The organism is Halanaerobium saccharolyticum (assembly GCF_003053565.1).
In the GTDB taxonomy this organism is placed as follows: Bacteria; Bacillota; Halanaerobiia; order Halanaerobiales; family Halanaerobiaceae; genus Halanaerobium; species Halanaerobium saccharolyticum_B.
This window is the reverse complement of sequence record NZ_QAXS01000019.1, coordinates 1-24,337: the sequence shown is the minus strand read 5'-3', so window position 1 is coordinate 24,337 and position 24,337 is coordinate 1. Positions and strand designations below refer to the sequence as shown.

Here is a 24,337-nt window from a genome sequence, read left to right as displayed (position 1 = left end):
AAAAGGTGTTTTTATGGATCACAAGAAGAAAAAATATTTATTAATTGCTTTAATTTATGTTGCTTTTATTTCCCTTGGCTTACCAGATGGGCTGCTCGGGGTTGCCTGGCCCGAGATGAGGGACAGTTTTTCTCTTCCCCTTGATGCGCTGGGGATAATCTTAATTGGTTCAACTACAGGTTATCTGCTTTCCAGTTTTTTTAATGGATTTTTTATGCGTAAAATTGGTGTGGCAGTTCTGCTTGCTTTAAGCTGTCTGGCTACAGCCTTAGCCTTAATAGGTTATACTCTTGTTCCTGTCTGGTGGCTTTTACCGCTGCTTGCTGTTCTGGCAGGCCTTGGGGCAGGAGCAATTGATGCCGGATTAAATACATATGTAGAAAAAAATTTTAATGAAGGTTTAATGCAGTGGCTGCATGCCAGCTTTGGAGTTGGAGTTACAATCGGACCAATAATTATGTCTTCGGCTATCAAATATTTTGACAGCTGGAGGGTTGGTTATTTGATTGTCGGTTCAGCCCAGATATTGCTGGCCCTGACCTTTGCCCTGACTCTGTCACTCTGGCAGGATCCAAAAAAGGCGAGTAAAGCAGCAGAGCAAAGTAATAAAAAACGTGGTAAAAATAAGCAGCAGGAGATAAAGATGTTTGAGACTCTCAAATATTTTCCGGCTCTTTTAAGTGTGTTATTATTTTTTATTTATACTGGAATTGAACTAACTCTCGGGCACTGGACTTTCACCCTTTTTACTGAATCAAGGGGAATAAGGACTTCAATAGCAGGTATTTGGGTAAGTGTCTACTGGGGTTCTTTTACAGTTGGTAGAATTCTGGCTGGGTTTTTAGCCTATAAGTTTTTGAGCAGGAAAATTGCCAAAAATGCAGCTTTTTTAGGCCTTTTTGGAAGTGCTTTAATAGCTATAAATTTAAGCAAGTGGTTGTCTCTGCTCGGTTTAGCTTTAACCGGAATTGCTATTGCTCCAATTTTTCCGGCTTTAATATCCAGCACTTCTTACAGAGTTGGGAAAGGACACACTGTCAATACAATTGGGATGCAGATCTCAGCTGCCGGCCTTGGAGGAGCTTTACTGCCTGGATTAGCAGGTGTGCTGGCAAATAATATTTCGCTGGAGATAATTCCAGTTTTTATAATCATATTATTTATTACATTTTTACTAATTAATAATCTGATTACTAAGCTTAGTAGTCAGGCTGCTAAAAATGCAGCATAATTAATATATATTAATGACAATGGAGGTATAACAATGAATAAAAAATGGTGGAAAGAAGCGGTAGTTTATCAGATTTATCCCCGCAGTTTTAAAGACAGCAACGGTGATGGAATTGGAGATTTAAGAGGAATTATAGAAAAAATAGATTATTTAGATGAACTTGGAGTAGATGCAGTCTGGTTAAATCCGGTTTATCAGTCCCCCAATGATGACAATGGTTATGATATTAGTGATTATAAAGCTATTATGGATGAGTTTGGGACAATGGAAGATTTAGAGGAATTGATGGTTTTACTGCACGAGCGAGACATTAAATTGATTATGGATCTGGTGATCAATCACAGTTCTGATGAACATCAGTGGTTTGAAGAATCCCGCAAAAGCAAAGATAATCCCTATCGTGATTATTATATCTGGAAAGACGGCAAAAATGATGGACCTCCCAATAACTGGAAGGCATTTTTTGGCGGCTCTGCCTGGAAGTATGATGAAAATACTGATCAATATTATCTGCATCTTTTCTCACCCAAACAACCAGATTTAAACTGGGAGAATCCTGAAGTTCGAAATGATCTTTATGAGATGATTAACTGGTGGCTTGAAAAAGGTATAGATGGCTTTAGACTTGATGTAATTAATTTAATTTCTAAAGATCAGCGTTTTCCTGACGGTGAGCAGGATGGACTTGCAGGACACGAATATTTTGCCAATGGTCCTCGAGTGCATGAATTTATCCAGGAGATGGCCGAGGAAACATATAATAATTATGATGCAATGACAGTGGGTGAAACTCCTTTTGTGGATAAAGATGAAGCACTAAAATTTGTCAAAGAAGAAAGAAAAGAATTCTCAATGGTAATTCCCTTTGAGCATCTTGAATTTGACCGCAAAGAGGGCTGGGAGAAGATAACTGAATGGGATCTAAAAGAGCTCAAGGATTTAATGAGTGAGTGGCAGTATAAGCTGCAGGAAAATAACGGCTGGACCAGTCTCTATTTCTGCAACCATGATCAGCCCAGAATCGTCTCTCGTTATGGAGATGATGGCAAGTATCGAAAAGAGTCAGCTAAGCTTCTGGGAACAATGCTGCACACCCTAAGAGGAACTCCGTTTATCTATCAGGGTGAAGAAATTGGGATGACAAATATTAGTTTTGAATCCTTAGATGATTTTGATGATATTGAAACTCGTGGTTATATTAAGGATGTTCAGGAAAAGGGAGAGTTGAGTGAAGAAGAAATTTTAGAAATTGCTAATTACCGAACCAGAGATAATGCCCGCACACCGATGCACTGGGATGGCAGTAAATATGCTGGTTTTTCTGAGGCTGAGCCGTGGTTGAAAATGAACAAAAACTATCCTGAGATCAATGTAAAAGAAGATTTGGCATCTGAGGATTCAGTTTTTGAATATTATAAGCAGATGATTGCTCTGCGCAAAGAATATTCAGTTTTTGCCTACGGTAAATATGATATTTTACTTGAAGAAGATCAGGATATTTATGCCTATCAGAGGTTGGGAGAAGATAATAATCTGCTTGTGCTTTTAAACTTCAGTGAAAATGAAGTGGACTATGATTTGAGTTCTGAAGTAGAAATTGAAAAAGCAGAATTGATCTTAAATAATTATCAAAATGAAGCTGATTTTAAAGTTCAGGCCAGTTTAAGACCTTATGAAGCGAGAGTTTATCTCTATTAATAAACAAAATAAGGAAACCAAAGTTAATTTTGCTTGACTTTAAAATCAAATAGATATATCATTAATGTAAGAATAGTCGCACAACTCCGAGTGTATTTAAGCTAAGATGAATAGTTATGCTTAATACACCGATAGGGTTTAGAGGGAAACCTTTGGGCCTCCCGGAATGGAAAGGAGTGATCGATTTGGATTGCATTAATTTTAATCCGCCCTAAAACTTCCGGTAATGCTGCCGGGAGTTATTTTTTTGAGCATATTTTTAGTTTTTCGAGCTTATGATTAGATTTAACCAGAAAAAAATATATGTAAATCAAAATAGGGGGATTACTATGTCAATTAAGAAAATTTTATTATCATTATTAATATTAATGCTGATTTTTAGCTCAGCTGCGGCTGCTCAGGAAGTTTTAACAATGGCCACTACAACAAGTACCGAGAATTCAGGTCTGCTGGATGAGTTAATTCCACCATTTGAAGAAAAATTTGATGTGCGGGTTGATGTCGTAGCAGTTGGAACCGGTGCAGCTATAGAGCTCGGCCGTAATGGGGATGCAGATATTATTTTTGTCCATGCACGAGAAGCAGAAGATGAATTTGTAGCCAGCGGCTATGGAGTTAACAGAAGAGATGTAATGTATAATGACTTTGTCATTTTAGGGCCACCATCAGATCCAGCAGATATTAAAGAGACAGAAACTGCAGTTGAGGCTTTTCAGAAAATTAAAGAGGAAGAAGCAGAATTTGTTTCTCGTGGTGATGATTCAGGCACTAATAAGAAAGAACTATCTATCTGGGATAGTGCTGAGATAGCTCCAGAAGGCAGCTGGTATTTAGAAAGCGGTCAGGGAATGGGACCCAGTATTAATATGGCCAATGAGCGTCAGGCATACATTTTAGCTGACAGAGGAACATATTTAGCTTACAGTGGGGATGTTGAACTGGAAATTGTAAATAGTGGAGATCCTGAGCTCTTTAATCCTTATGGAATCATTCCAATTAATCCCGCCTATCATACACATGTAAACTACCAGCTGGCAATGGCCTTTACCGGCTATGTAACTTCTCAGCAGGGGCAGCAGATAATTGATAATTATATGCAGTATGATGAACAGTTATTTTACCCTTCCGCAATTAAAGCAGAAGATTTAGAAGAGTAAAAATAAATTTAAAAAACTCAGCTGGCTACAGTTCTAATCTGCAGCTGGCTAATCTAATTTTGATATTCAGGAGGAAAAATGTGGACTATTATACTGATGCAATAATCAGAGCTCTACAGCTAATAATCAACCTTGATCCAGAAGTTATCCAGGTAGTTACAACTTCACTTAAAATTTCTATCTCATCAACTTTAATAGCTTCAATTATTTCTATTCCACTGGCAATTTTAATTGCCCGGAATAAATTTAAAAGCAAGAAATTTATTAATATTATTTTAAACACATTGCTCAGCTTGCCCACAGTTGTGATCGGTATTTTTGTTTACTCACTTATATCACGCAGAGGAGTTTTAGGAGAGCTGGATCTGCTTTTTACACCAATTGGAATTATAATGGGGCAGGTAATACTGATCATACCTTTAATAACTGCTCTGATTAGAAATGTTATATTTTCAATGGATGAAAAACTTTACAAAACAGCAACTTCAATGGGGGCCAGCCGCAGCCAGAAGTTTAAGCTTTTAATTTTAGAAGCTAGATATGGAATTATTGGTGCTGTGATTGCTGGATTTGGTAGAGTTTTAGGAGAGATTGGAGTTTCCATGATGCTGGGTGGAAATATAAAAGGAGTTACCAGAACTATAACAACTGCTATGTCTCTGGAAACAAATAAAGGCCGCTTTGCTTTTGCCCTGGCATTAGGAATTATTCTCTTATCGCTTTCATTTTTAATTAATTTTGTTACTTATTTTCTGCAGGAGGGAAAAAATTATGCCAGAAGATAAAATTATTGAAGTTAAAAAGATTAAAAAGGTCTGCAGGGATAAGACTATTTTAGATATCGATCAGTTTTCAGTTTTAAAAAATAAGTTTAATTTTATTATTGGCGGTAATGGCAGTGGTAAAACTTCTCTTTTAAATATTTTAAGTCTGGTTGACCAGGATTATCAGGGAGAACTTTTCTATAAAGGCCGGTTAGTAAAAAAAGATCAGCAGAATTTAGAACTCAGGCGCAAACTTTCTGTAATCTGGCAGGATCCTTATCTTTACCGCGGTAATGTTTTTTATAATATTGCATTACCTTTAAAACTAAGAGATATTGATCAGGAAATAATCAACAAAAAAGTAAAAGAGATAGCATCCAGACTTGAAATAACTGACCTGCTGGAACAGTCAGCTCATACTCTTTCTGGAGGAGAAAGACAAAAAACTTCAATTGCTAGAGCTTTGATTTCAGATCCCGAGATTTTATTTGTAGATGAAGCAACTACAAATTTAGATGAAGAAAGCATTCAATTTTTTAATTCTCATTTTGCTGATCTGGTGACCGATGAGATGACTGTGGTGATGGTCAGTCATGACAGGAGGCAGATTAAACAGCTTGCAGACCAGATAACTTTACTTAAAGCTGGAGAAGTAGAAATAACTAAAGCTATAAATAATTTCAATTTTGAATTATTTGGTGCAGGAATCGAATCCCCAATAGCAGAATTAGTATAATATAGAGGTGAAGAAAATGAAAAAAATCCTATTAAAAAATGCCAAAGTTGTTGATGATAAAGGTATCAGAAAGTCAGATTTAGTTATTGAGGGAGAAAAAATTGCTGCTGAAGAAAAGCGTGGTTTTTTTGAAGCAGATGAACAAAAAGGAGAATTTAAAGTAATTGATCTTGCTGGTAAATATCTATTTCCGGGGATTATAGATGCCCATACCCACTATTCACTCCACTCTCGAGGGACTGTAACTGCAGATGATTTTTATCAGGGTAGTATTGCTGCAGCAGCCGGAGGAGTAACAACTGTTATTGACTATATTGATTTTCCAGAAGATGGAAACTTCAAAAAATCAGTTGCTGAAAGAAAAAAGGAAGCTCAGGATTCAATTATAGATTATAATTTTCATCAGGTAGTTCAGAAATTCAACTCTAAAATTTCAGAGAATTTAGCCGATTTAAAGGAACTGGGTCTGGCAAGTATTAAGCTTTTTACTACCTATAAAGATGTTGGTTATATGATAGAAAGGGATAAATGGTCTGAATTATTTAAACGCTTAAAAGAGATTGAAATTTTACCCCAGGTACATGCTGAAGATGATGATTTAATCCAGGATTTAAAAGCCGCCTACAGCAAAAGAAATTTAATAGAGCCCAGATACCATCCTTCCATTAGACCTGCAGCTGCGGAAGCACTAGCAGTTAAAGATATGGGGGAAGAGGCTCTGAAAGCTGATATTCCACTCTATATTGTTCATCTGTCTTCTGCAGAAGGACTGGAAGCTGTTAGAGAATTAAGAGCAGTGAAAGCTCAAATTTATGCAGAAACAACTCCTCATTATTTAATGCTTGATAATTCATATTTAACCCGTGAGGATGCCCAGCTATTTTTAATGACACCACCACTGAGAAATAAATATGATAACCAAATTCTATGGGAGGGCATCAGTCAGAGTGAGTTTCAGGTTGTAGCAACTGATCACTGTGCTTTTAATAAAGAAAAAAAAATGCAGTCAGATTCCAGCCTGGAAATTTTGCCGGGAATACCGGGAACCGAAACTTTATTGTCCTTGATTTACAGTTCAGGAGTTAGAAATAATCGAATTACAATTAGAGAAATGGTAGAGCTGCTTTCGATTAATCCAGCTAAAATATTCGGACTCTACCCGGAAAAAGGTTCGCTTGAGCCGGGAACTGATGCGGATCTAACAGTTTTTGATCCAAATGTAGAGAAAAAATTAACTGCAGAAAACTTACATTCTGCAGCTGAGTACAGTCCTTATCAGGATTTTACAGTTAAGGGATATCCGGTTATGACATTTAGACGCGGCGAGCTGATTTTTGATAATAAACTGCGGGCAGAAAAGGGAAGCGGTAGATTTATTTTTGCCCACAGCTCAAGTCTTCTGTAGTACCATTTTTATCGAGGCGCTGCTGATTCATTTTTACTGATAATTTGCAGAGGCCTTCGTTAATTAACTGTTCTTCCAACAAAATATCTTCCGGGACTTTTAAGGGCACTTCAGTAAAATCCCAGATAGCTTTAATTCCGGCCGCTGCCAGGCGGTCGGTTATTTTTTGTGCTGCAGCTCCAGGAACAGTTAAGGCTGCTACATCAACTTTATTATTCTGCAGGAAATTTTCTAAGTTATTAACACTCTGGATTTCTATATCATTGATTACCAGCCCAATTAACTTTGGATTTTTATCAAAGATAGAAATCAATTTATAACCTCTTTCAGTGTAACCTTTGTTATAAGCTAAGGCCTGGCCGAGATGTCCGGCTCCAATAATAATTACTTTCTTTTTATAATTAAAGCCCATAATAATACTTATCTGCTGAAAAAGATAGTAGACATCATATCCATAACTTTTACGACCAAAAGTTCCAAAATAACTTAGATCTTTACGAATTAAAGAGCTGCTAAACCCTGTTAACTCGGCCAACTCCTCCGAAGAAACATATTCTTTGGTTGAACTCTGCAAATTTTTTAGATGCTGATAATATACAGGTAGACGGCTGATTATTATATCTGGTATTTTATTTAATTCTTTTCCCATAATTTAACCCCCAGTACTATTGTTAAAAAAATAACATTCTTTAATTTTATTTTATCTTAATTGAGAACTTTTTTCAACAATCATTAGCATATTTTTCCTAAAATTGATTGTAAAAAGCAGTTGGTTTTCGAGGCAGGATATATTTGCTTTTTGAAGAATTAATAAATAAGAAGTTTATGTTAGAATTTTCTTAACTAATGATTTTAAAATAATAATTTTGCAGCAGAAGGAGTGAAAAAAATGGATAAATATAAAATTCCTATTTTAAACTTAGATTTTAATTTTAAGGCAGAAGAACTCGATTTTGAAACAACAGAAGAACTTTCTGCAATTGATGAAGAAATAATTGGTCAAAATAGAGCAGCTGATTCGCTCGATTTTGGAATGAGAGTTAATAAGAGCGGCTATAATATTTTTATGGCTGGGGAATCTGGAACCGGAAAATCAACATATGCTGAGAATATGGCCGAAGAAAAATCAGCCAAAATGGAGCAGCCAAAGGATATTTTATATGTCTTTAATTTTTCTGAGCCAGAAAAACCAAGAGTGATGAGGGTACCTGCTGGAATGGGCAATGATTTAAAAACTGATATGGAAAAAATAGTCGAAGAACTGCAGGAAGAAATCCCCCGTGCATTTGAAGGAGAGGAGTATGAGGCTGAAAGGAAAGAAATTTTAAATGAGTATCAGCCTAAATCTAATAAAGTAATGCAGGAGTTTGAAGATTCCGCTCGAGAAAGAGGGTTTATGCTGCAGAATACCTCGCAGGGTCTGGTGCCTGTACCAATTGATGAGGATGGAGAACCAATTTCGCGCGAAGATTTTCAAGAGATGGATGATGAGAAAAAAGACGAAATTAGAAATAAGAGTCAAAAAATCCAGAATGAAATTTCTCAGATAATGAGGGAGATTCGTTCGATTAAGGAAGAGGCACAGGATGAACTGGCAGCTTTAGAAAAAAAGATAGGTATTTCTGTTGTTCAGCCAATAATCTGTCACCTGCAGGATAAATATGAAGACTGTGAGGAAATAGTTAATTATTTAGAAGAAGTTCAGGAGGATATAGTAGATAATATCGACCGCTTCCGCAGTAATGATGAGGATCAGCAAAATCCGTTTCTGGCAATGCAGCAGGATGATGACGGCAGCTTCTTTATCCGCTATCAGATCAATATTTTTGTTAATAACAGTAAAACTGAAGGAGCCCCAGTGATTTATGAGAAAAACCCTACTTATTATAACCTATTTGGTAAGATTGAGGGTAAAAGCCAGTTTGGAACTATTACCACTAATTTTACAATGATCAGAAGTGGTTCACTGCACCGGGCAAATGGAGGGTTTTTAATTGTCCATGCCAAAGATCTGCTGACAAATCCCTTCTGCTGGGATACTCTCAAGCGGGCTTTAATTAATCAGGAGATCACAGTTGAAAACATTGGGGAACAGTACCGAAGTGTACCAATAATTACTCTAAAGCCGGAAGCAGTTGAGCTTGATCTAAAAATTATTATGATCGGTTCTCCCTATATTTATTATTTACTATATAATTATGATGACGAATTTTCTGAGCTCTTTAAAATTAAAGCAGATTTTGATATCGAAATGGAGAGAAACAAAAAGAATATAGCAAAATTTGCTGACTTTATTTCTTCAGTGATCAATAGGGATGAGCTTAAAGAATTCAGTGCAGAGGCAGTTGCAGCAATGATTGATTTCAGCTCTCGTCTGACAGGTGATCGCGAAAAACTTTCAACTAAATTTAATGAAATTATAGAGATTTTGGTAGAAGCAGATGTCTGGTCAGATAGTTTTGGTGAAGAAATTGTCAGTGCCAGCTCTGTCAAAAAAGCAATTGATGAAAAGGAGAGGCGCTCCAATCTGCTGGAAGAAAAAATTCAGGAGCAGATTGATCGAGATCACCTTCTGCTGGATGTTAGCGGCAGTGAAATTGGTCAAATTAATGGGCTTTCGGTTTATCAGGCCGGTAATTACAGTTTTGGTCGTCCAGCCCGAATCACAGCCCGCAGTTATCTTGGTAAAGAAGGAGTTATTAATATTGAGCGGGAGGCCAAGATGAGTGGTCGGATTCACAGCAAAGGTGTTATGATTTTAACCGGTTATTTAGGAGGTAAATACGCCCAGGATTCCCCACTCAGCCTTACAGCTTCGATTGCCTTTGAGCAGAGTTATGGTGGAGTTGACGGTGATAGTGCAACCTGTGCTGAAGTAGTCGCTCTGCTTTCTTCCCTGGCTGGAATTCCGGTTCGGCAGGACATAGCAATTACTGGTTCAATGAATCAAAAAGGAGTTGTTCAGCCAATAGGTGGAGTCAACGAAAAGATTGAAGGATTCTTTAAAGTCTGTCAGACTAAAGGACTTACTGGTGAGCAGGGAGTGATAATTCCCCAGCGAAATCTGGATAACTTAATGCTGAATCAGGAAGTGGTTGAAGCAGTAGATCAGGGTAAATTCAACCTTTACAGTATAGATGATATTGATCAGGCGCTGGAGATTATGCTTGCTAAAGAGGCGGATCAAATCCACAGTGCTGTAAAAGAAAAATTAGAAGAATATGCTGAGCTGGAAGCAGAAAGTTATGGAGAGCTAGAAGAAGATGAAGAAGAAAATAATGCAGAAAATAATAGCGATGAAGATTAAATAAATTAGTCCAGCAATTTATCTGAATAAAAAATGTTGTTGATTTTCTTTAAATAATATTTAAAATCAGATAGATTGTAGTTAGAGGTGAAAATAATGAGAAAAATAATTAAAAATGCAAATATAATTTTAGAAGATAGAATAATTAATAATGGCTCATTAATTTTTTCGGAAGCAGAGGCTGAAATTGAAAAAGTGGCTGCCTATAATCTAAGTGAGGAAGCTGAAATGGAGGTTATAGATGCCCGGGGTGGTTATCTTGCTCCGGGAATGATCGATACCCATATCCATGGTGGTGGAGGTTTTGATACCATGGACGCTTCGGCTGAGGCCTTAAATAAAATCAGTAAAGTTCTGGCCTCTCATGGGGTAACTTCTTTTCTGCCGACAACTATGACAATGGCCAGAGATAAAATTCAGGCTGCTCTGCAAAATATTCGTCAGGCTAAAAAAGAGGGCACAGATGGTGCTCAGGTTCTGGGAACTCATGTTGAAGGACCATTTATTAGTCCTGATTATATTGGCGCCCAGAACAGTGAAAATTTAATTAAGCCAGAGCTTGAACTTTTAAGAGATTTTTATGATGTAGTAGAAATTGTAACTATGGCTCCTGAAGTTGAGGGAGCACTGGCGCTAATTGAAGAACTTAACGAGCATAAAATCACTGCTTCTGCCGGTCATTCTGCCGCAACTTACGAAGAATTTCAGCAGGCTTATCAGGCAGGAATGGATCACTTTACCCACTTATATAATGCGATGACCGGTCTGCACCACCGCAAACCGGGTCTGGTTGGAGCTGCCTTTGATTCGGAAGCTACAGTAGAATTAATTGTTGATTTGATCCATCACCATCAGGCTGTCGATCGGTTTACCATTCAGGCCAAGGGTGTCGACAGAGTAATTTTAGTTTCCGATGGAATGGAGGCAACCGGCTTAGAAGAGGGCGAATATGAGTTGGGCGGCCAAAAAGTAATTGTCAAAGATGGGGCTGCCAGACTTGAATCCGGTGTTTTAGCAGGCAGTGTTTTAACTCTTGATCAGGCAGTAAGAAACTTACTTGAAGTTACAGATCTAACAGTTCCAGAAATCTTCAGAATGGTAACTTTAAATCCGGCTGAAAAATTAAATTTAGCCCATAAGTTGGGCAGACTTAAGTCCGGTTATCAGGCTGATCTGGTGCTTTTTGATCAGAATTTTAAAGTTCAGAAGACCTTTGTTAAGGGAAAAGAAATAAGGCAATAAATTTAAGAATTATATAGATTGAGAGAGCTAATTGCCTTTAATCTGTTTTTAAAACTGAAATTTACTCTTTTGCATTTTTGACCTTCCCTGACTTTGGGCATATAATATAAGTAGATAATAAAAGTGAAAAAATAATATCAATTTAAATTCGGAGGTGGTTTTATGTTTGATTTAGTACCATTTAGAAACCGCAGTCGGAGAGATGTTGCTGAAAGAGAAGAAGATCCTTTCAACAGCCTGGTTTCCGGTTTCTTTGATGATGTTATGGATTTTGCCGGACGCAGTTTTAGAGCTGATATTAAAGAAAGTGATGACGAATACACTATTGAAGCTGAAATGCCAGGCATGAACAAAGAAGATATCAATCTGGAAATTAATGATGATTATCTAACAATTTCTGCTGAGCACAAAGAAGAAAAAGAAGAAAAGAAAGAAAATTATATTCGTCGTGAGAGAAGAGCTGGCAGATATAGCCGCAGTTTCTATCTCGAAAATGTAAATCAGGATGATATTAAGGCAGAATATGAAGAAGGTATTTTAAAGGTTCATCTGCCTAAAGAAGAAAAAACTCCTGTTAAAAAGCGTACAATTGATATTGAATAAATTTTTAAGAAGATCTAAATTACCCGACCTGATGGTCGGGTTTGTTTTTTATCTGAAGTTAATTAATTGAAGAATTTATAATTGTGAAGTATAATATAGTTATAGTTTAGTAATAACTATTATAATTTAAATACTAAAATAAACAATTGAGGAAAAAGTTAATTAAAATTTTAGGAGGAAGAATTTTGAATTATCCACAGCTTGATATTTATTTAAAGCAGATAGAGGAAAATGCAAAAAAACTTCAGAGAGATTTAGCAGCTGATGAGATTAAGTTAACAGCGGTGGTTAAAGGCTTTGCTGGAGACTTGAATATATTTAAAGCCTACCAAAGGGCTGGAATTAAGAGTATAGCTGACTCACGGATTGAAAATATTATAAAGTTTAGAAAGGCAGGATTTCAGGATGAGATTTTAATGCTCAGAATTCCAATGCTTTCTGAAATTGAAGAAATTGTTCCTTATATTGATGCTTCTCTCGTAACAGAGCTAAAAACGGCAGAATTATTTTCAAAAAAAGCAGCGGCAGCTGGCAAAGAGATAGATTTAATTATAATGGTAGATATAGGTGATCGGAGAGAGGGGATTCTGGCTGAAAATTTAAGCGAACTGGCCAGGACTATCGAATCTCTGGCAGCAGTTAATTTAAAGGGGATCGGTACCAACCTGGGCTGTTTTGCAGGCATTATTCCTGATAAGAATAACACTGAGAAATTAATTAAGATCAAAAAAGGCCTTGAAGAAGAACTGGGCAGAGGACTTGATATTTTATCAGCCGGTAATACAGCAACTCTCAGACTGCTGGCAGATGAAAAGTTGGCCTCTGAAATAACAAATCTCAGAGTTGGAGAGGCTATTTTGCTGGGTACAGATATTATTAATGAGAGCCTGATTACAGGTCTTAATCATTATAATTTTAGGCTGCAGGCAGAAATTGTTGAGCTGCAGGAAAAGCCCTCCAATCCTGAGGGAGAAATGGCTTTTGGTGGAGCAGGTAGAGGCCAGATTATTGAAGATAAAGGCTTAAGGAAAAGAGCAATTTTGGCAGTTGGAAAACAGGATATTGACTATCACGGCCTTTATCCGGAACTGGAAGGCTTAGAAGTGCTTGGAGCCAGCAGTGATCATCTAATAACAGATATTACTGATACCGATGAAAAGCTGGAAGTTGGCGATATTTTAACTTTCAAAACCAATTACAGTGCTATGCTGAGGGCGATGACTTCTCATTATGTAACAAAAAATTATATAGAATAGAGCTGGAGGGGTATTTTTGGATTTTTATTTAATAATTCTTTTCTTGTTTACAGGAATAATGCTTGGGTTCTGGCTGGAAAAAGAAAATATCTTTGTGAAATTTGCTGATTTAATTACGAAAGTGGGACTGGTGATTTTACTGCTGGCAATGGGAGCCAGCCTGGGCAGCAATGACCAGATCGTATTACAGCTGGGTGAAATTGGGCTTCAGGCTTTTGTTTTTGCAGCTGTTAGCATTATTTTTAGTCTGCTGGCAGTAATTATTTTTGTTAGATTTTTTAATTTAAACAATTTACTTTTAAGTGCTGATCCTGAGACCGAGTCTGAGTTCGAAGATCAGAGTGCAGACAATACAATGACAGTTTTAATTTTTGGCTCAGTTGTTACGGGCATTTTAGCTGGCTATTTTTTACTCAGTGGAGTTGGTCAGGCTTGGCTTGATCCGCTGACAAATTATTCGCTGGCTGTACTACTTTTTGGAGTTGGCATTGATATTGGAGCCAGCCGGGAAGTTCTTGCTGATTTAAAATTGATGGGCTGGAAGCTGCTTGTGATTCCAGTTTTAATTGCTCTTGGTTCACTGGTTGGAGCAGTAATCAGCGGTTATCTTTTTGGCTTTGCGGCCGGGGAGTCAGCAGCAGTTGGAGCCGGTTTTGGCTGGTACAGCCTGTCTGGAGTTTTAATTTCTAAATTACACAGTGCAGAGTTGGGATCACTTGCTTTTTTGAGCAATGTTTTTCGAGAACTTTTAACAGTTATGATTCTGCCCTTAGTAGTTAGATATTTTGGCAGTCTGGCAGCAGTTGCCCCTGGAGGAGCAACTACGATGGATGTGACCTTACCACTGGTTAAAGAATCAGGTGGAGAGGCGGTTGTGATTCCAGCGTTTGTTAGTGGGGCTGTGCTTTCAACCCTGGTACCGATCTTGGTTCCTTTATTTTTAAATATTTAAGCTGGAGTTTATATTTTTAATAAATTTCTTTAGCATTTGACAGTAAAGAGATATATTTTAATCAATTGAGATTAGAAAGGGATGAGTTTTATGAATAAAAAAGAAGAAAGCCTTAAAGAAATGAATCAGGCTCTGAGAGCATTAATTGAGCCCGAAGGAGACTGGCTGGCAAATCTGGCAAATAGTTCAGCTCTGTTATTTGATCAGATGGATGATCTAAACTGGGCAGGTTTTTATATCTGGAAAAAAGATCAGCTTGTCTTAGGACCTTTTCAGGGTAAAACTGCCTGTGTCAGAATTGATGAAGATAAAGGTGTTTGTGGTACAGCCTATTCGCAGCGAAAGATTATGCTGGTTGATGATGTCCATGAATTTCCCGGTCATATTGCCTGTGATCCCAATTCTCGTTCTGAAATTGTACTGCCGGTAATTGTGGGGGGAGAAGTTATAGCTGTTTTAGACTTAGACAGCCCTAAAAAAGCTCGCTTTGATGAGCTTGACCGCAAATATTTAAAAGAATTTGTTGAAATTTTAGTAGATGAAACTAATTTTCTACCACTGATGGAGAAATTTTAATTAGAGAAAAGTTTTATTTTAAATTCTAGGAGGTATATTCTTGTTTAAAGATAAAGAAGTTTTTCTTTTCGATCTGGATGGAACTCTTTTAAATATTGAAGTTGATGAGTTTTTAAAATATTATTTTGGTGCTCTTTCGGAAAAATTTAGTGATTTATGTGACAGTAAAGAAGAGTTTATAGGACTTTTGACTGCTTCTACAGAAAAAATGATTAGAAATGATGGTTCCAGGTCCAACCAGGAAGCATTTATGGATGATTTTATGGAAAAGCTGAATGTAGAAGAAGAGGATGAAGCTCAAAAAATCAAGGGGCGTTTTGATAATTTTTATCAAACAGATTTTAGGGAGCTTGCTAAGTATTTTAAGTTGGATAAAGAGACTCCAGCTGAAATAATTAAATATTTAAAATCAAAGGGCAAGAAACTGGTACTGGCCACAAATCCTCTTTTTCCGGTTGAAGCAGTGGAAGCGAGGCTGGAATGGGTTAATATTGATCCCACTGATTTTGCCCTGATAACAAATTATGAAAATATGAGTTATGCCAAGCCCAATCCGGAATATTATCAAGAAATATTAGAAAAAATCGAAGAGAGTCCTGATAACTGCCTGATGATTGGTAATGATTTAAAGGAAGATGCCATTGCCTCAAGACTGGGAATTGAAACTATGATTGTAGAAGATAAGCTGATTGAGCGGGAAGACAGCAGTTTTGACATTGCCTGGCAGGGAACTTTAAAGGAGTTAAAAGAATTAATTAAAAAAGAAATATAATATTGATAAATAAAACTCCAGTCGGGACTTAAGCCCAACTGGAGTTTTTGAATACCAAGTTACTATTTTTCAACTGTGACATTTTCTGCAGCAGTAAGCTGATATTCCTGATCATAAACTTTTATTTTTAATTCTTCTCCCGTTTCGAGAGAGAAACCTGCTTTTTTCTGATCAACTTCAACTTTAATTCTGCGGCCTCTAAACATGATCATAAACTCAAAACCATCCCAGGCTTCCGGTAAAAATGGTCTAAACTGAACCTGACCATCTTTAACTTCAAATCCAGCAAAACCTTTAACAATTGACATCCAGGTTCCGGCCATACTGGTAATGTGGAGGCCGTCATCTGTATCAGTATTGTAATTATCAAGGTCCAGGCGGGCTGTTCTTAGATATAACTGATAAGCCTTTTCTTCCCGTTCTAAATCTGCTGCCAGAATTGAATAGATACAGGGAGAAAGTGAAGATTCGTGGACTGTCCGCGGTTCGTAAAAGTCATAGTGGCGGGCAATACTTTCCTGATCAAAATCTTCTTTAAAGTAATAGACACCCTGCATTACATCTGCCTGTTTGATATAGGGTGAGCGCAGAATCTTATCCCAGGACCAGTTTTTATGCAGTGGAATATCTTTGTCGTCAAGATCAGAGACTAATTTCTGTTCTTTATCAAGATAACCGTCCTGCTGAGCATAAATATCAAAATCTTCCAGATAAGGATAATACATTTTTTCTGTCATATCCTGCCATAGCTCCAGCTCAGAATCTTCAATTCCCAGTTCGGAAATCCAATCCTGATATTTATCCGGATCATTTTCTTTTATTTTTTCTAAGTTTTCCAGAGTATATTTTAGAGTCCAGACAGCAATTCGGTTGGTATACCAGTTATTACTAACATTGTTTTCATATTCATTTGGGCCGGTTACCCCTAAAATCATATATTTTTCTTTGCGGGGGTTAAAGTGAGCCCGGTCAGCCCAGAAGCGAGAAATTTGTGCCAGAACAGGGATTCCATATTCTTTTATATAATTAGCATCACCTGTATAATCGACATAATCCTTAATTGCATGAGCAATAGCTCCATTGCGGTGGATTTCCTCAAAGGTGATTTCCCATTCATTGTGGCATTCCTCACCATTAATTGTAACCATCGGATACAGAGCACCCTCCAGACCTAATTTATCTGCGTTTTCTACAGCTTTTTCTAAGTGACGGTATCTGTAGAGCAGTAAATTGCGGCCAACCTCTTCACTGTGGGTTGAGAGATAGAAGGGAAGACAGTAAGCTTCAGTATCCCAGTAGGTTAAACCACCGTATTTTTCACCGGTAAATCCTTTTGGCCCAATATTGAGTCGAGGATCATGTCCGGTATAGGTCTGGTTTAGATGAAAGATGTTAAAGCGGATTCCCTGTTGGGCCTCTGGGTCTCCCTCAATTTTAATATCACTTTCCTGCCAGATTCTGTCCCAGGCTTCTTTATGCTCAGAAAATAGCTCATCAAACCCACGGATAGCAGCCTCAGACACCTTATTTTTAGCTTTTTTACTGACCTGGTCATCTTTATAATCGCGGCTGGTGCAGACAGCAATATATTTATTTAACTCGATTTTCTCTCCTGCTTCTGCTTTAAGTGTGATTTTATTACCAACATAATTTTCTTTTCCAGGACCAGTCAGTAACTCAACCTCACGTTTATTTTTATTTAAATCCCATTCCATCGCTGCAGCTACAACAAAGTCAGATTTTCTGGTTTTCATAGTTAGACTTGCTTTGCCTTTACTATTTTCTTTTTCTAAACCTTCCCAGAAAAACTCATCATAGTTGGCATCCTCATTTTTGACATCACCATCAAGATTGGGGATCATCACAATCTTAGATTTTTTATCCAGAGGACGAAGAGAGTATTTAACAGCTGCAATTTCTTTATTTTTCTGGTCTAAAAAGCGCTGCTCAACAATTTCAACCCTATTATCTTCAAGCTCTACAGTAAAAGAGCGCTCAAGATAGGCTTCTTTCATATTTAAAACTCTTTTAAAATCGCTAAATTCTACCTTGTTTAAGTCAATTTCCTGTCCATCTATTCTTAAATCTATTGCAATAAAATTAGTTGCATTTGCTATTTTAGCAAAATACTCCGGGTAGCCATTTTTCCACCAGCCAACAATTGTTTTATCAGGATAGTAAACTCCAGCAATATATGTACCCTGCAGGCTGTCACCACTGTAGCTTTCGGCAAAATTGCCGCGCAGTCCCATATGGCCATTACCCAGACTCATTACACTTTCAGTAACTCTGTTATATTCTTTATCAAAACCATTTTCAATAACTTTCCATTCATCAACTTCAAAATATTTTCTCATAACTTCCACCTGCCTTTCAGCTAAATTATATCAGAAAAGAGAGTTTATTGAAAGTGCTTCCAATTTCTTAAAATTTGATTTCTGCTTTTAATTTATAGCTGAATATTATATGATATAAATAACTAATAATAATTACTGAAAATATTGGGGTAAAATAATTGAAAGAGGTGATTAGGTGGACCCAGTTATTTTAGCTTTTTTATTGACACTTTTTGCAGGCCTGGCAACAGGGATCGGTAGTATTTTAGCCTTTTTTAGCAAGAGGAGAAATGCTTCGTTTTTATCTATTTCTTTGGGCTTTTCAGCAGGGGTGATGATTTATGTTTCCTTTGTTGAAATATTTTTTAAAGCAGAGGAATCTTTAGTTGCCTATTATGGACCAGAAAAAGGTCAGTGGGTGACAGTCCTTTCATTTTTCGTAGGAATTTTGATAATTGCTTTAATTGATAAGTTAGTACCTGAATATGAAAATCCACATGAGCCTCGTTCGGATACAGATCTTTCACATTTAAAAGCTAATGATTTTGAAGATCATGAGAATTTAGAAAGAATGGGTGCTTTTTCAGCCCTGGCAATAGCTATACACAACTTTCCTGAGGGGCTGGCAACTTTTGCAGCTGCTTTAAGTGATCCGGCTTTAGGTATTTCTATTGCAATAGCAATTGCTATTCACAATATTCCAGAGGGTATATCTGTTTCTGTGCCGATATATTATGCAACCGGGAGTAAAAAGAAGGCTTTATTTTATTCATTTGTTTCCGGTCTGGCAGAGCCTTTTGGAGCCTTAATCGGATATTTTGTACTCCGCTCATTTTTTAATGATATGGTATTTGGATTTCTTTTTGGTACAGTAGCAGGAATTATGGTCTATATTTCTATCGATGAGCTTTTACCTACTTCCAGGAAATATGGTAAAGAACATCAGGAGATTTATGGTTTTATAGCTGGCATGGGAGTAATGGCTGTCAGCTTATTGTTATTTTAAAAGTAAGATTAATTTTATTAAAATAAATAGAATATGATTATTGGAGTTGATATTATGTTTTTGGATTTTTTAGTTACTCTATCACCAATAACTCAGGCGCTGCTTGCAACACTATTCACCTGGTTTGTGACTGCTCTGGGGGCTGGTATTGTTTTCTTTTTTACTGATGTGGACCGAAGACTTCTTGATGCTATGCTTGGTTTTGCTGCAGGTGTAATGATTGCAGCCAGCTTCTGGTCTCTACTGGCTCCTGCAATAGAAATTTCCGAAAATCTGGGAGTCGCAGGCTGGATTCCGGCGGTGATTGGATTTTTAATGGGAGGAATATTTCTGCGTCTGGTTGACATGGTTCTGCCGCATCTTCATCCTGCACTTGCCAAAAGTGAACCTGAAGGCATTAAAACAAAATGGCAGAGAAGTGTTCTACTTGTGCTGGCAGTTACATTACATAATTTTCCGGAAGGCTTAGCTGTAGGAGTTGCTTTTGGTGCAGCAGCAGTTAATATTTCTTCTGCATCTATTGCCGGAGCAGTTGCACTGGCAGTTGGTATTGGTCTGCAGAACTTTCCTGAAGGGGCTGCAGTTTCAATTCCTTTAAAAAGAGAGGGGCTTTCTGCAAAAAGGAGTTTTCTTTACGGTCAGTCTTCAGGTATTGTAGAACCTATTGCTGGAGTTATGGGTGCGGCTGGAGTTTATTATATGCGACCAATTCTGCCATATGCATTAGCTTTTGCAGCGGGAGCAATGATCTTTGTTGTTGGGGAAGAATTGATTCCAGAAGCTAACTCAGAAGGAAATAGTCATTTAGCAACAACGGGATTGATGCTTGGTTTTGCAGTCATGATGTTTTTAGATGTTTCACTCGGGTAGTAAATCAGTTTTTTGTTGATAATCAGCATTTTAATTAAGCCGCTCAAGAATTATTTTCTTGACTTATTTAAAAAATTCAGTTATACTTAAAAAAATTAGAGATTAGAAGAGCCCAGATTAGTAGAGAAGAGTTAGAGATGAGATTAGCAGAGCCAATATTGCACTTAATGGGCCAGATTTATATCTATTTTATATAAATTTGGCTTTTTTGTTTTAGTTAAGAAGTGATTTTAAGTTTGCACTTTAAATCACGACTAAAACGAAATTTAGGTATTTTAATACCCAAAAATCTCTTACTAATAACTACGGTCAGGCTTTAACCAAGCTCTGGCCGTTTTTTGCATTTGTGGGCGAAAATTAGAGAAGTAAGAGGAGGAAATTTATGCAGACTAAAGCTGAATTTTTGGACCTAACAGCAGAATATAATCTAATTCCAATTTATGAGGAGTTTATAGCAGATACGGAAACCCCAATTTCGCTTTATAAAAAATTAGCTCTAAACCAGGATTACAGCTATCTTTTGGAAAGCACAGAAAATGACCGCTTTTCATTTATCGGACTAAAACCAGCAGCAGTTTTAAAAAATGAAGAGGATTATTTGGAAATAATAGAAGCTGGCGAGAGCAGAAAAATTAAAGACCAGGAGATTATTCCTTATCTTCAGGATTATCTCAATCAACTTGAGGTCTATGAAGATGAGAAGCTGCCGCCATTTTCCGGAGGCTTTGTTGGCTATTTTAATTATGAGATGATCGAAAAATGGGAAGATATTTATCACCTGGAAGCAGATAAAGAATTAAAAAAAGACAATACCCCTTTGAGTATGCTGGTAATGACTAAAATTATTATTGCCTATGATCATCTACACAATAAGGTTAAAATTATCAATAATTTAAAAATAGATGCGGATTTAAGCAGGCAGCAGAAAGAAGAAATTTTTCAGGAAGCAAAAAGAGAAATTAATCAGGTAAGAAAAAAAATCGAAAACACTGATTCAAAATTAAAACCAGCAGTAGCCAACTCTAAACCCAAAGATTCTAAAAAACTAAAGTCGAATACTGAAAAGGGAGAGTTTAAAAAGATGGTGGAAAAGGCAAAAGAACATATCAGAGCCGGAGATATATTTCAGATTGTTCTCTCTCAGAAATTCTCGATAGAAAATGATCTGCCGCCATTTAAAATTTACCGGGCTTTAAGATCGATAAACCCCTCACCCTATTCTTTTTACTTGAATTTCCCGGAAATAAGAATTATCGGCTCCTCACCTGAGGTGCTGGTAAGGGTAAGAGATCAAAGGGTTCTGACTCGACCGCTGGCAGGGACCAGACCCAGGGGCAGAGACAGCAGAGAAGATCAGGAATTAAAAATTGATTTACTAAGTGATGAAAAGGAAAAGGCAGAACACACAATGCTGCTGGATTTAGGTCGTAATGATTTAAGCAGAATTGCAGCAAAGGGAAGTGTGGAAGTGACAGAATTAATGGAGGTTGAGTTTTATTCCAAGGTGATGCATATTGTCTCTCAGGTGGAAGCAGATTTAAGAGAGGGGCTGGACAGTCTTGATGTTTTAAAAGCAGTTTTTCCTGCTGGAACAGTTTCCGGTGCTCCGAAGATTAAAGCAGTTGAGTTAATTGACAGGCTGGAAAAAGAAGCACGGGGAGTTTATGCAGGTACTGTAGCCTACTTAAGTTTTAATGGTAATTTAGACAGCTGTATTACTATCAGAACCTTTTCGCTGGTTGACGGCAGACTTAACTTACAGGTTGGAGCGGGAATAGTTGCCGATTCAGATCCGATCAAAGAATATCAGGAGACACTGAACAAGGGCCGTGCCTTATTTGATGCCCTGGAAGTGGTAAGAGAGGATGGTATCCGTGATTTTAGTAATTGATAATTATGATTCTTTTACCTATAATCTGGTCCATTTGCTGGAACAGTTTGATGAAGTTAAAGTGCTGAGGAATGATAAGCTGACTGTGGCTGAGATAGCGATTATGGCACCTGATAAAATTATAATTTCTCCCGGACCGGGCAGGCCTGATGATGCAGGGGTTTCTAAAGAAGTTATAGAATATTTTAAGGACAAAATTGATATTCTGGGAGTTTGCCTTGGTCATCAGTGTATTGGAGAGGTTTTTGGCTCTCAGGTTGTAGCAGCCGACCGAATTGTGCACGGAAAAGTTTCGGCAATTAAAAAGTTAAAAGATGATGGACTTTTTAACGGAGTTGAAGATGGTTTTCTGGCAACCCGCTATCATTCTCTGATAGTAGATAAAAAAAGTTTGAGTTCTAAACTTGAAGTGCTGGCAGAAACTGAAGAAGGAGAAATTATGGCTTTAAAGCATAAGAATTATCCGGTTTATGGTGTCCAGTTTCATCCTGAATCAATTCTAACTGATGCCGGGCGGGATTTAATTAAAAATTTTCTTGAACTAAATTGACAGTTTATTAGAGAAAGTAATTTAATAGAGTAATTTTGAAAAAGTTGAGCTGAGCTGAGATAAATATAATTAGAGGAGGAGAGAAGATGTTTAATAAACATTTAGATAAAGTAGTGAGCAGAGAGAATCTAACATTGAGTGAGATGGAAGAGGCAATGACGATGGTGATGGAAGGAAAGACTACTGACAGTCAGCTGGCTGGCTTTTTAGTAGGTTTAAGGATGAAAGGTGAAACTATAGATGAGATTACAGGAGCAGCAAGTGTGATGCGGAATAAAGCTGCTGCAGTGAAAACAGAAAGTAAAGATTTAATCGACAGCTGTGGAACCGGAGGAGATGAAAAGGGAACCTTCAATATTTCTACAACTACTGCAATTGTAATGGCAGCAGGAGGTTTAAAGGTAGCCAAACATGGTAACCGCTCAGTATCTTCAAAAAGTGGTAGTGCGGATCTGCTTGAAGCACTGGGAGTAAAAATTGATTTATCACCAGCAGAGGCAGGTAATTGTCTGGATCAGGTTGGTATTTCATTTTTATTTGCCCCTCATTTTCACCAGGCAATGAAATATGCAATCGGACCGCGAAAAGAGCTGGGTTTAAGAACAATCTTTAATATTCTGGGACCCCTGACCAATCCGGCTCAGGCTGACTATCAGGTGCTGGGAGTTTATAAGGAAGAATTAGTTATGCCGCTGGCCCATGTTCTCAAAAATCTTGGTTTAAAATCAGCAATGGTTGTTCATGGTGCTGGAGGTGTAGATGAGCTGTCACTGGCTGGAGAAAATAAAACAGCTTATTTAAAAGATGGTGTTGTTAAGGAATTTAATTTCACTCCGACAGAGGCAGGACTGGAAAAAGCAGCTATCCAGAAGATCTTAGGGGGAAGTCCGGAAGAAAATAAAGAGATTACTTTAAATATACTAAAGGGTAAAAAGGGACCCAAAAGAGACGTGATTCTTTTAAACTCTGCTGCAGCATTTCTAGTTGAAGGTAAAGTTGAAAATTTAGAGGAAGGTGTAAAACTGGCAGCAGAACTGATAGACAGCGGTCAGGCCATACAGAAATTGGAAGAACTTATTAACTGCAGCAATTCATTTGTTAATAGTTCCGGGGCGGTGCAGTAATGATTTTAGATAAAATTATTTTAGAGAAGAAAAAAGAAGTTTCGGAACTAAAAAAACCGCGGCATTCTTTAAAAAAGAAGCTGGCCCGGAAAGGAATCTCTCTGCTGGCAGAAATCAAAAAAGCTTCTCCCAGCAAGGGACTGATTCAGCCTGATTTCAATCCAGAAGCCCAACTTAAATCTTATCAGCAGGCAGGAGCAGCAGGAATTTCAATTTTAACAGACCAGAAATTTTTTCAGGGGAGTAATGAAATTCTAAAGGAAATGCGGCAGCTGACAGACCTACCAATATTACGGAAGGAATTTATTATCGATCCACTGCAGCTTTACGAAAGTTTTTTTATTGGGGCTGATGTGGTACTCTTAATAGCTGCTGTTCTAAGTGATGAGAGGCTGCGAGAGCTTTTAGCATTATCCAGAGAGCTTAAAATGGAGGCGATTGTTGAGGTTCATAATCGCGATGAGCTGGAAAGAGTGATTAATACTGAGGCAGAAATTATTGGAATCAATAATCGGGATTTAAATGATTTTAGTGTTGATCTAAAGACAACAGCAGAGCTGGCAGCTGAATTAGAAAAAATTAATCTGAGGGATGACTATTACCTGATCGCAGAAAGTGGAATTAAAACAAAAGCTGATATAGATTATCTAAAAGAAGTTGGTGTTGACGGAGTTTTAATTGGTGAGACCCTGATGAGGGCAGAAGATCCGACTGCTAAAGTTAAAGAACTGGGATTGATTGACAAAAACATTAATTAGTAATCATTTGAGGATTCTCGGCTAAAGCCAGAAAGTAACAGTCTAAAAAAGTAATAATTGTAATAAATAACTAAAATATTGAACTTTGAAAACTCCATACTGA

General features: G+C 37.3%; 21 protein-coding genes and 1 riboswitch. Of the genes, 19 read left to right on the top strand and 2 right to left on the bottom strand.

The window, feature by feature from the left end; translation table 11 throughout:
* Positions 1 to 13 precede the first annotated feature (13 nt).
* From C8C76_RS08560 to hydA, 6 genes are all read left to right on the top strand, one after another.
* Positions 14 to 1,231 carry an MFS transporter gene (locus C8C76_RS08560; RefSeq protein WP_108140707.1) on the top strand — a complete coding sequence of 406 codons (1,218 nt, stop codon included), beginning with the start codon at positions 14 to 16 and terminating at the stop codon, positions 1,229 to 1,231.
* 33 nt (positions 1,232 to 1,264) lie between these two features.
* Positions 1,265 to 2,929, top strand: coding sequence for a glycoside hydrolase family 13 protein (locus tag C8C76_RS08555; RefSeq protein ID WP_108140705.1), 1,665 nt, complete (start codon positions 1,265 to 1,267; stop codon positions 2,927 to 2,929).
* A 72-nt stretch (positions 2,930 to 3,001) separates the two neighbouring features.
* A riboswitch (molybdenum cofactor riboswitch) is annotated at positions 3,002 to 3,122 on the top strand.
* Positions 3,123 to 3,258: 136 nt separating this feature from the next.
* Entirely contained in the window at positions 3,259 to 4,086 is an 828-nt protein-coding gene (locus tag C8C76_RS08550; RefSeq protein WP_108140703.1) for a substrate-binding domain-containing protein, read from the top strand.
* Positions 4,087 to 4,166: 80 nt separating this feature from the next.
* Positions 4,167 to 4,871, top strand: coding sequence for an ABC transporter permease (locus C8C76_RS08545; protein WP_108140701.1), 705 nt, complete (start codon positions 4,167 to 4,169; stop codon positions 4,869 to 4,871).
* Positions 4,858 to 5,586 carry an ABC transporter ATP-binding protein gene (locus C8C76_RS08540; protein WP_108140699.1) on the top strand — a complete coding sequence of 243 codons (729 nt, stop codon included), beginning with the start codon at positions 4,858 to 4,860 and terminating at the stop codon, positions 5,584 to 5,586. Before C8C76_RS08545 ends, C8C76_RS08540 begins: the two co-directional genes overlap by 14 nt.
* Before the next feature lie 16 nt (positions 5,587 to 5,602).
* Positions 5,603 to 6,991: a dihydropyrimidinase gene (gene hydA / locus C8C76_RS08535; RefSeq protein ID WP_108140697.1), complete on the top strand. Its 1,389-nt coding sequence runs from the start codon at positions 5,603 to 5,605 to the stop codon at positions 6,989 to 6,991.
* Here the strand turns inward: hydA and C8C76_RS08530 are convergent.
* Positions 6,960 to 7,640 carry a redox-sensing transcriptional repressor Rex gene (locus tag C8C76_RS08530; protein ID WP_108140694.1) on the bottom strand — a complete coding sequence of 227 codons (681 nt, stop codon included), beginning with the start codon at positions 7,638 to 7,640 and terminating at the stop codon, positions 6,960 to 6,962. The genes hydA and C8C76_RS08530 overlap by 32 nt on opposite strands.
* Before the next feature lie 240 nt (positions 7,641 to 7,880).
* Here C8C76_RS08530 and C8C76_RS08525 point away from each other — a divergent pair, with 240 nt between their 5' ends.
* The 7 genes from C8C76_RS08525 (at position 7,881) to C8C76_RS08495 (ending at position 15,699) form a co-directional block, all read left to right on the top strand.
* Positions 7,881 to 10,298, top strand: a complete 2,418-nt coding sequence (locus tag C8C76_RS08525; RefSeq protein ID WP_108140692.1) for a Lon protease family protein — start codon at positions 7,881 to 7,883, stop codon at positions 10,296 to 10,298.
* Between the two features lie 96 nt (positions 10,299 to 10,394).
* Entirely contained in the window at positions 10,395 to 11,540 is a 1,146-nt protein-coding gene (gene nagA / locus C8C76_RS08520) for an N-acetylglucosamine-6-phosphate deacetylase (RefSeq protein WP_108140690.1), read from the top strand.
* A 162-nt stretch (positions 11,541 to 11,702) separates the two neighbouring features.
* On the top strand, positions 11,703 to 12,143 hold the full coding sequence (locus C8C76_RS08515; protein ID WP_108140688.1) for an Hsp20/alpha crystallin family protein: 441 nt from the start codon (positions 11,703 to 11,705) through the stop codon (positions 12,141 to 12,143).
* 185 nt (positions 12,144 to 12,328) lie between these two features.
* The gene (locus C8C76_RS08510; protein WP_108140686.1) at positions 12,329 to 13,399 is read left to right on the top strand and encodes an alanine/ornithine racemase family PLP-dependent enzyme; all 1,071 of its coding nucleotides are present in this window, start codon (positions 12,329 to 12,331) and stop codon (positions 13,397 to 13,399) included.
* Positions 13,400 to 13,415: 16 nt separating this feature from the next.
* Positions 13,416 to 14,351 (top strand): lysine exporter LysO family protein, encoded by a 936-nt coding sequence (locus tag C8C76_RS15135; RefSeq protein ID WP_181248181.1) that lies wholly within the window; start codon positions 13,416 to 13,418, stop codon positions 14,349 to 14,351.
* A 90-nt stretch (positions 14,352 to 14,441) separates the two neighbouring features.
* Positions 14,442 to 14,927, top strand: coding sequence for a GAF domain-containing protein (locus C8C76_RS08500; protein ID WP_108140684.1), 486 nt, complete (start codon positions 14,442 to 14,444; stop codon positions 14,925 to 14,927).
* A 40-nt stretch (positions 14,928 to 14,967) separates the two neighbouring features.
* Positions 14,968 to 15,699, top strand: coding sequence for an HAD family hydrolase (locus C8C76_RS08495; RefSeq protein WP_108140682.1), 732 nt, complete (start codon positions 14,968 to 14,970; stop codon positions 15,697 to 15,699).
* 62 nt (positions 15,700 to 15,761) lie between these two features.
* Here C8C76_RS08495 and C8C76_RS08490 read toward each other — a convergent pair whose 3' ends face one another.
* A complete protein-coding gene (locus C8C76_RS08490; protein ID WP_108140680.1) occupies positions 15,762 to 18,056 on the bottom strand; it encodes a family 65 glycosyl hydrolase domain-containing protein in 2,295 nt (764 codons plus the stop codon).
* A 175-nt stretch (positions 18,057 to 18,231) separates the two neighbouring features.
* On the opposite strand from C8C76_RS08490, the gene zupT reads away from it, so the two are divergent.
* From zupT to trpC, 6 genes are all read left to right on the top strand, one after another.
* Complete coding sequence (gene zupT, locus C8C76_RS08485; RefSeq protein WP_108140678.1) at positions 18,232 to 19,041, top strand: zinc transporter ZupT; 810 nt, start codon at positions 18,232 to 18,234, stop codon at positions 19,039 to 19,041.
* Between the two features lie 54 nt (positions 19,042 to 19,095).
* Entirely contained in the window at positions 19,096 to 19,911 is an 816-nt protein-coding gene (locus C8C76_RS08480; protein ID WP_108140676.1) for a ZIP family metal transporter, read from the top strand.
* Positions 19,912 to 20,293: 382 nt separating this feature from the next.
* Positions 20,294 to 21,802 carry an anthranilate synthase component I gene (gene trpE, locus C8C76_RS08475; protein WP_108140674.1) on the top strand — a complete coding sequence of 503 codons (1,509 nt, stop codon included), beginning with the start codon at positions 20,294 to 20,296 and terminating at the stop codon, positions 21,800 to 21,802.
* A complete protein-coding gene (locus C8C76_RS08470; protein WP_108140672.1) occupies positions 21,786 to 22,352 on the top strand; it encodes an anthranilate synthase component II in 567 nt (188 codons plus the stop codon). Before trpE ends, C8C76_RS08470 begins: the two co-directional genes overlap by 17 nt.
* An 86-nt stretch (positions 22,353 to 22,438) precedes the next feature.
* A complete protein-coding gene (gene trpD / locus C8C76_RS08465) occupies positions 22,439 to 23,476 on the top strand; it encodes an anthranilate phosphoribosyltransferase (protein WP_108140670.1) in 1,038 nt (345 codons plus the stop codon).
* Complete coding sequence (gene trpC / locus C8C76_RS08460) at positions 23,476 to 24,234, top strand: indole-3-glycerol phosphate synthase TrpC (RefSeq protein WP_108140668.1); 759 nt, start codon at positions 23,476 to 23,478, stop codon at positions 24,232 to 24,234. Before trpD ends, trpC begins: the two co-directional genes overlap by 1 nt.
* Positions 24,235 to 24,337 lie beyond the last annotated feature (103 nt).